This is a genomic window from Pseudoalteromonas sp. APC 3691 (assembly GCF_030408135.1).
In the GTDB taxonomy this organism is placed as follows: Bacteria; Pseudomonadota; Gammaproteobacteria; order Enterobacterales; family Alteromonadaceae; genus Pseudoalteromonas.
In genome coordinates this window covers 21,778-29,457 of record NZ_JASDCB010000059.1, presented here as the reverse complement: position 1 = coordinate 29,457, position 7,680 = coordinate 21,778, and the positions used below count along the sequence as shown (strand labels likewise).

General features: G+C 39.2%; 8 protein-coding genes. 2 read left to right on the top strand and 6 right to left on the bottom strand.

Annotation, left to right across the window (positions count from 1 at the left end; genetic code table 11):
* Positions 1-283 precede the first annotated feature (283 nt).
* Complete coding sequence (locus QL998_RS16200; protein ID WP_024605274.1) at positions 284-826, bottom strand: carboxymuconolactone decarboxylase family protein; 543 nt, start codon at positions 824-826, stop codon at positions 284-286.
* Positions 827-938: 112 nt separating this feature from the next.
* Here QL998_RS16200 and QL998_RS16195 point away from each other — a divergent pair, with 112 nt between their 5' ends.
* On the top strand, positions 939-1,526 hold the full coding sequence (locus tag QL998_RS16195; RefSeq protein WP_024605273.1) for a TetR/AcrR family transcriptional regulator: 588 nt from the start codon (positions 939-941) through the stop codon (positions 1,524-1,526).
* Between the two features lie 102 nt (positions 1,527-1,628).
* On the opposite strand, the gene QL998_RS16190 is transcribed toward QL998_RS16195, so the two are convergent.
* The 5 genes from QL998_RS16190 to QL998_RS16170 all read right to left on the bottom strand — a co-directional run bounded on the left by QL998_RS16190 (position 1,629) and on the right by QL998_RS16170 (position 7,091).
* Positions 1,629-3,749, bottom strand: a complete 2,121-nt coding sequence (locus QL998_RS16190) for a methyl-accepting chemotaxis protein (protein WP_024605272.1) — start codon at positions 3,747-3,749, stop codon at positions 1,629-1,631.
* 107 nt (positions 3,750-3,856) lie between these two features.
* On the bottom strand, positions 3,857-5,074 hold the full coding sequence (gene arsJ, locus QL998_RS16185) for an organoarsenical effux MFS transporter ArsJ (protein ID WP_290193076.1): 1,218 nt from the start codon (positions 5,072-5,074) through the stop codon (positions 3,857-3,859).
* Positions 5,075-5,098: 24 nt separating this feature from the next.
* Positions 5,099-6,109 carry an ArsJ-associated glyceraldehyde-3-phosphate dehydrogenase gene (locus tag QL998_RS16180; protein WP_024605270.1) on the bottom strand — a complete coding sequence of 337 codons (1,011 nt, stop codon included), beginning with the start codon at positions 6,107-6,109 and terminating at the stop codon, positions 5,099-5,101.
* Between the two features lie 32 nt (positions 6,110-6,141).
* The gene (locus QL998_RS16175) at positions 6,142-6,498 is read right to left on the bottom strand and encodes a metalloregulator ArsR/SmtB family transcription factor (RefSeq protein WP_290193075.1); all 357 of its coding nucleotides are present in this window, start codon (positions 6,496-6,498) and stop codon (positions 6,142-6,144) included.
* A gap of 164 nt (positions 6,499-6,662) precedes the next feature.
* Positions 6,663-7,091 carry an organic hydroperoxide resistance protein gene (locus tag QL998_RS16170; RefSeq protein ID WP_024595412.1) on the bottom strand — a complete coding sequence of 143 codons (429 nt, stop codon included), beginning with the start codon at positions 7,089-7,091 and terminating at the stop codon, positions 6,663-6,665.
* Positions 7,092-7,220: 129 nt separating this feature from the next.
* Between QL998_RS16170 and QL998_RS16165 the strand changes: the two genes are divergently transcribed.
* Entirely contained in the window at positions 7,221-7,655 is a 435-nt protein-coding gene (locus QL998_RS16165; RefSeq protein WP_024605267.1) for a MarR family transcriptional regulator, read from the top strand.
* Positions 7,656-7,680 lie beyond the last annotated feature (25 nt).

Genomic DNA, 7,680 nt, shown 5'->3' with positions numbered 1-7,680 from the left:
CCCACCCTCAAGCACAGTATTGGTCTGACTAAGTATAGGGCGTTGCGCTATTTTGCACGCTGACCCACCAATACTGCCGAAACAGGTTACGGTTAGTTGTGTACCTCTAACTTCTTATGGCTTCCTTCAGACCCCACCGTTGGCCAGTGACGCCCTTGCCATTCAGATTATCTTCCCCTTAGTCAGGGTGATAAGGCATCTTTCAGCCTATCGGGTTTGCCAGCTTCGCTGGGCAAACAAAAAAGGCAGCCTAGGCTGCCTTTTGTCATTTATAAAACCGTATTTATTTTACGTATTTTTTAAATGGCGCGTCTACTGGTGTATCAGCAAGGTGATTAGTGTAGTTGCTCATTACTTTTTGAGACAAGCCTACAATAATTTCAAGTAGCTGTTGCTTAGCGTAACCTGCTGCAAAGAATTTTTCGATTTGCTCATCGCTGATCACGCCACGTTCACGTGTCATTGCGAGTGTAGTTTCACGAAGAGTTTCTAGCTTAGGGTTTTCAAGTGGTGTTTTGTTTACAAGTGCATCAACAACACCTTGGTCAACTTTCATTGCCGCTGCAATACCACTGTGTGCAGGAACACAGTAATGACATGCGTGCTCAACGTTAATTGATTGCCATACTACTGTTAGTTCTTCTGCATTGAATGATGTTTTTTGAAAAAGCTCATGCAGTACTTGGTAACCTTTAAGTAATCTTGGTGCTTCAGCCATTACTGCATGTAAGTTAGGAAGCATACCAAATGCTGCTACTGAATCAGCTAGTAACGGTTTTGCTTCTTCTGGTGCGTTTTCTTGAGTGTATAAAGTAAATTCGGCCATGGTTAGCTCCTAATAATTAATAGTTTTAAGTAACTTCGAGACACATAGCATTTGATTTTGAGCGACCGTTCAAGTTAAAATTGAGCAAATGTTCAAATTGATTGAGAATGATATGGCTAATAAGGTTAAATTTGAACGCGATAATGTAGTTCGCGTTGCTAGCCAGCTATTTTGGCAAAAAGGTTTTCATGCAACCTCAACGCGTGACTTACAAGAAGCCGTTAATATGCGCCCCGGTAGTATTTACTCTGCGTTTGGCTCTAAAGAAGGTCTATACTGCGAATCGCTGAAAGATTACACAGTACAAATGAAAACCCAAATAGAGGGGTTTTTATCAAGTGCCGATACAGTACTTGGTGGATTACGTGCGTTTGTTGAAAACGTGGTAATTAAAACAAAAGATTGCAGCCCAAGCGCTATTTGTATGCTGGTTAAAGCAAACAGCGAGTTTGCAGAAAAAGACTCAAACCTATACGAGTTAAGCTTAGATTTAACAGCTCAATTTGAAGCTTATTTAACGCAATTATTTAACCAAGCAATAAACAAAGGTGAGTTAAGTAACACGTTGACCGCTGTTGAATATGCGCGCTTTTTTCAAGTGCAATTTACAGGTTTACGCGGTTATTTTAATCGTCCTAATGTAGAGCAATTTGCTGAGCCAATGATCAACCAAATGTTTATGTTGATTAAAAAGTTATAAATAGCAATTATCGAGCATTCTCAACAAGTTACACTTATTCTACTAAATAAAAATGGCCAGTATTAACTGGCCATTTTTTGTGCTTAAAGCTTAATTTGTAAGTTACGTTTTAAGCTTATTAAGTTCATTATCTTGCTGGGCAACAAGTGCATTAAGCGCTTCGCTGCTATCCCCCGCCTGTGCAGATAAATCAGCCAGTTGCGAAGCAGCATCAGATATAAGCGTTAAGTTACGATTTATCTCTTCTGTTACCGAACTTTGCTCTTCAGCAGCAGTTGCAATATGTGTAATTTGGTTGGTTATTTCATCAACTTTAACAACAACACTGTGCAGAGCATCAAAAGCAACTGATGTTTCATCAACCGCATCCTGTGCACGTATCACACCTTTTTCAATAACGGTAGACGCGTTCCCCACTTCAGATAATAAGCTATCTATTAACTGGCTTATATCATCAGTTGATGAACGTGTTTTAGAAGCAAGTGCACGTACTTCATCAGCAACAACTGCAAAGCCTCGGCCATGTTCACCAGCGCGTGCTGCTTCAATGGCGGCATTGAGTGCTAGTAGATTTGTTTGTTCTGAAATAGTACGAATTACATCTAATATTTGCGTTATATCTTTACTACGCGAAGCTACTTTTTCAACGGCTTGGTTAGCTTCTTTAATTTCTTCAGACATTGTTTTAACTTGCGTCATCGCTGACGATAAGCTTGACTCACTGCTTACGACCAAACTATTTATTTCATCGGCTTGCTGGGCTGATTGCTCTGATGCTCTGGCAACCTCGAGTGCTGTAGCACTCATCTCGTTCATAGCCGTTACCACACTTTCAATTTCTTGAAATTGCGATTGCACATTATGTTTGGTATCAATAGCAATATGCTGCGCTATCTCACCTTGTTGCTTGGTTTGATCAGATACATCTTTAAGCTCTGTGATTAAAATACGTAACTTTGATAAAAAGGCATTAAAGCCCCCCGCTAAAGCAATGAGCTCTGCATGTGTTTCAACATGAAGGGTATGCGTTAAATCTCCTTCTGAGCTTGCAAGGTTATCTACGCGTTGTTGAATTTGTTGAAGAGGTGCAACCACACTACCAATAACAAATTTCATTATTAAAAAAGCAATAACGGCAATAACGGCACCTGTAATTAAAATCATTGCGCCTAAGTCGTTTGCTGTGTCAGTCATATCTTGCGATAAAGCATTAGGGCCAGCTAAAGCTAAGTTACTTGGTACTTCAATAATTAAAGACCAGTCTGTGTTAGCTAGCTTTATATTTATAGGGTAATTAACTAAGTACTCAGACGATGTTTTAAATATGCCTTTTTGGCCCTTAAATTTTTCAAGCTCTTTAAACAAGTCAGAACTCACGGCTTCTTTAAATGGGCGTCCTAATTTAGATTTATAATGGCTGCTCCCTACAACTAACCCAATATCGCTAAGCACGGTTACTTTGGCTTGGCCATTATAAAGCTGCTTAGAAAGCTCCTCAGTCATTATTTGAAAAGTAGGTAGCGTTAAATCAACACCCGCTAAACCAATAAACTGACCCGATTTTAAAATAGGCACGGTTAACGAAGTTAGCATTACTGAATCGCCTGATGGAATTTCGTATAAGTACGGTTCCATAATACAAGGCTTAAGCGTGTCTTTTGCACATAAGTACCAATGCGCTTCGCGAATACCAAATTCGTTTAAAGAGGTTATATATTTATCGGCAGCATTAGCTACTTTTTGCTGCTCAATAGCCCCACTTAGATCACGTGTTATATAAACTTCTAAGGTACCATCGCCATCAACAGAGTGTTTATAGCCCTTGTTAAAGCTCGAATCTTGCCCGTCAAACGCGTTTGGTTCAAACTGAGAGTAGATAGATGAGAGTAATGTGTTTTGTTCTAAAATAGAGCGATTTATACTTACTACCGTATCGCGGCTAAGGGTTTCGCTTTTTGCGGTATCACCTAATAAAGCGGCTAAAGAGTATGGTACTCGATAAGCTTCGTTAATAAAGCCCGCTATTTTTTCACCATATATTGCGGCATTCGCATTTAACTTCTCTTCTACTTCAGCAACAATATAATTTTCTGACTTGCTTGCAAGCTCTTCATTACTTGCAGATAACTGCCACCATAAAATGCTCGAAAGCACCAATACGGTAATAAATATACTTCCGACAGTAAGCCACAGTAATTTTTTTGCTAGCGATATTTCTCGCATTCATCACACCCTTTAAATTAAAACTACTGATACAGTTTAGTAGATCTAATCAATGAAGCTATGAATATCGTTAAACAAATTGAATTTAATACAATACGTTGAGTTTTTTAAAGTTTAGCTAAACGTGCCGTTGTAATTGAGGCTGCAATTAATAAACATACACTTACCCATAAACACGCACTAAGCCCATATACTTGAAAAACCCAGCCAGAAAGCACCGTACCAAGCAAACGCCCTATCGCGTTAGCCATGTAGTAAAAGCCAACGTCGAGTGATACCCCATCGTTTTTAGCAAAACTTACTATTAAGTAACTATGCAGCGATGAATTTACAGCAAATACACCACCAAAAATAAGTAAGCCGATTACAAGCGTAAAATGTACCGCTACATCAAATTGCATCAACAACGCTAAAATGCCAGTTACGCCACTTAATAGAGCAACCCACCAATATGCTTTTTTGACTGAATGTGAGTTTGAATCACTTTGCCCTGTTATACGCGGTGCTTGCGACTGCACCAATCCATAAGCAATTACCCACAAAGCCATAAAGCCGCTTACCCACCAGTGATCCCAGTTAAACTGAGCGGCTAAGTAAACCGGCAATGCAACCACAAACCATACATCGCGCGCCGCAAACAAGCATAAACGCGCTGCGCTAAGTAAGTTGATTGCCCGCGATTTAGAAAATAATTCTTTAAACTTAGGTTTGTTTTTAGCTTTACCAATATCGCCTTTTAAAAAAATTAAACTAATAACCCAAGCAACACTAAGTAAAATAATTAGACTTATTAATGCCCCCACAAAACCAAATACAGTTAGTAATAAGCCGCCTAAAAAAAAGCCCACCCCTTTTAAAGCATTTTTAGAGCCGGTAAGTATGGCAATCCATTTATATAATTGACTTTGCCCTGCATCGTCTTGTGGTACTAAATACTTAATGGCGCTTTTTGCGCTCATTTTATTTAAGTCTTTAGCTATGCCACTCAGTGCTTGCGCTGCCATAACATAGGCAACGGTTAGCCAATCTCCAGGAACGCAAAGCATGGCCAAAGCTACAAGCTGTAGCCCAAGCCCTACATTCATGGTTTTGTTTAACCCTAAATGTGCCCCAAGCCAACCACCTACTAAATTGGTGGTTACACCAAATATTTCATAAAACAAAAACAACATGGCGATCGCAAATGCGCCATAACCCAACTGATGAAAGTACAGCACCACCAGCATGCGCAATGCACCATCAGTTAAAGTAAATGCCCAGTAATTACCGGTAATTATTAAATATTGTTTTATAGAACTCGGTAAGTTAACCAACTGCGCAAGCATGAATTTAAACCTTTTTAAACGAGATTAAACCACATCACTTTGTGCAACTTTAAGCATTAGCTCAGCGGTACGGTTTGCATAACCCCACTCGTTATCATACCAAGCGTATAATTTAAGCTGAGTGTTGTTAATTACCATAGTTGAAAGCGCATCTATGGTGCAACTACGTGGATCTGTTTTATAATCTATAGATACAAGCGGTCTTTCTTCGTAGCCTAAAATGTCTCTTAGCTCGTTATTTGCAGCGTTTTTAAACCAAGTGTTTACTTCATCTTGTGTAACACCTCGCTCCAGCTCAAAAACACAATCGGTAATTGACGCGTTAGTAAGAGGTACACGCACAGCATGGCCGTTTAATTTCCCCTTAAGCTCAGGGAAAATATGCGTAATAGCCGTTGCACTACCTGTTGTGGTTGGTATTAAACTAGTACCGCACGAACGTGCACGGCGTAGGTCTTTGTGGGGTGCATCTATAATAGTTTGAGTATTAGTAATGTCGTGAATAGTGGTCATTGAGCCGTGTTTAATGCCCACTTTTTCTTGGAGTACTTTTACTATTGGCGCTAAACAGTTAGTTGTGCAAGAAGCGGCAGTAACAATTTTATGCTCACTTGGGTTATATAGGTCATCGTTTACACCCATTACTACATTTAAAATACCGTCTTCTTTTACTGGTGCTGTTACCACAACACGCTTAACACCTTGCGCTAAATATTGATTTAATAGCTCAGTGGTTTTCATTTTACCGCTGGCCTCTATTACTACATCGCAATCTGACCAATCAGTTTCATTTATGGTTTTGTTGTTGGTAACTGCAATCGTGTGTTTACCCACACTAAAGCTATTATCATCACTAGTAACCTGCTGCGCTAAGCGTCCGTGTACTGAGTCAAACTCAATTAAATGTGCGTGTGTTTTAGCATCGCCCGCTGCATCATTTACTTTAATAAACTCTATTTCTGGCCAATCAACTGCTGCACGCAGTGTTAAACGTCCCATACGGCCAAAACCGTTAATACCTACTTTAATAGTCATAATTAAATACCTTTAATAAGTTAATTTATTAGTTAGTTACAACAGCTAGCTGCACGTTCAGGGCGATTACCCATAGCGTTTAAGCGCGTTAAATCGTTTTGATAAAATGAAGAGTTAGCAGTAAGCGTTTGCGTTAATACATTTTTAGCCCACTCTGGCAGTGCTTTGTTAATACTGTAGTACACCCATTGATTTTGTTTACGGCCGCTTAATAATCCGCATTGTCTTAACTGTGCTAAATGGCGAGATACCTTAGGTTGGCTTAATTTAAGTGCAGCAACAAGCTCGCATACACACAGCTCTTCTTCGTGGCTAATTAGCAGCATTGATTTTAAACGTGTATCGTCCGCTAGGCATTTATAAAATTGAAGTGGGTTGAATTGTTCCATACTGTCCTCACTGTGCTTATGCATACACAATAAAACAAAATAACAACATATGGAATAGTGAATATACGTTTTATCGTATATTTAATTTTTATGCCTTAAACGCAAAAAAGCACACAACGACTAATTGTCGTTGTGTGCTTTTATAACTTTTCTTTATTTAGTTATTAAATAACTGAAAGCTCTACTTCAATATTGCCACGTGTTGCGTTTGAATATGGGCATACTTGGTGCGCTTTATCTACAAGCTCCTGCGCTGCAGCTTTATCCATATCACCTAGTGACACAGCAAGTTTTACCGCAATACCAAAACCGCCTTCAATAGCACCAATAGATACTTGTGAGTCAATATGCGTGTCGCTTGGTAAATCTATTTTTTCGCTACCTGCTACAAATTTAAGTGCGCCAATAAAACATGCTGCATAACCTGCGGCAAATAATTGCTCTGGGTTAGTGCCTTGTCCGTCGTCTCCGCCTAAACCTTTAGGTGTTGATAAATTTACATCTAAACGACCATCATCAGATTTAGCTACGCCTTCACGGCCGCCAGTTGCAGTTGCTTTTGCTGTGTAAGCTACGTTTTGTAATACATTCATAATGAACTCCAAAGTTTTAAAATATCAATCAATTTAGTTTGTGTGCAAAATAATAGATCAAGTAATTAGAGATTGCAAATATTTTGCATGCAAATTAAAATAGCATGTATCGAAATAAAGGATAACGTTATGGCGTTTGAGCAATTAAAGTTAAAAAATCAGTTATGTCATCGGTTATACATGGCATCTAACAGCATTGCGCGTGCGTATCGCGAGCCTCTAAACGCGCTAAATTTAACTTACCCGCAATACGTAGTAATGATGGCGCTGTGGGAGCAAGACGAAATAACAATTGCAGGGCTAATAGATAAAACCGCGATAGACGGCGGTGCAATGACCCAAATACTCAAAAAAATGAGCGACAAATCATTACTGGCTGTTATTAAAGATGAGCACGACAAACGCAAACGCCTAGTGCAGCTAACTCAGCATGGCCAATCGCTTAAGTTAAAAGCAGCCGATATTCCTAAAAATATTTTATGTAAATTTGATAGTGTAGATGCAACACAAGCGAAGCAGTTGATGCAGCTGCTCGATTTAGTAGTAAACGACTTAGCCGATTAGGCTCTTAATTTTTAAACAATAAACG